This is a genomic window from Saccharothrix sp. NRRL B-16314, from assembly GCF_000716595.1.
Classification (GTDB): Bacteria; Actinomycetota; Actinomycetes; order Mycobacteriales; family Pseudonocardiaceae; genus Actinosynnema.
The window spans coordinates 1-336 of record NZ_JNXC01000188.1; the positions used below are offsets into that span (position 1 = coordinate 1).

Below are 336 nucleotides of genomic sequence, written 5' to 3' on the forward strand. Positions count from 1 at the left end.
CTGCGCGGGCGTGCCGGTCCGGGTGGCCCCCGCCGAGGACGGCTGCGTGTACGTCTCCGCCGGGACGCGGGTCCTGTCGATCGACATCGCCGCCGGGCACGTCCGCTGGCACTTCGAGGCGCCGGCCGTCTTCCTCTCCCCGCCCGCGTTCGCGCCGGGCCCGGCGGTCACGGGCGGCGGGGTGTACCTCTCCGACCACCTCGGCACGGTGTACGCCATCGACGCCACCACCGGCCAGGACCGCTGGCGGATCGCGACGGAGCCGCGCCAGTCGACCGAGCCGGTGCTCGTCGCCGACGGCAACATCCACGTGGGCAGCGGCAGCGCGCTCTACAC

The 336-nt window shown here is 75.9% G+C and carries 1 protein-coding gene; it reads left to right on the forward strand.

Going from position 1 to position 336, the window contains the following annotated elements:
* On the forward strand, window positions 1–336 hold a 336-nt coding region (locus OQ02_RS39595; RefSeq protein ID WP_033443825.1), incomplete at both ends, for an outer membrane protein assembly factor BamB family protein.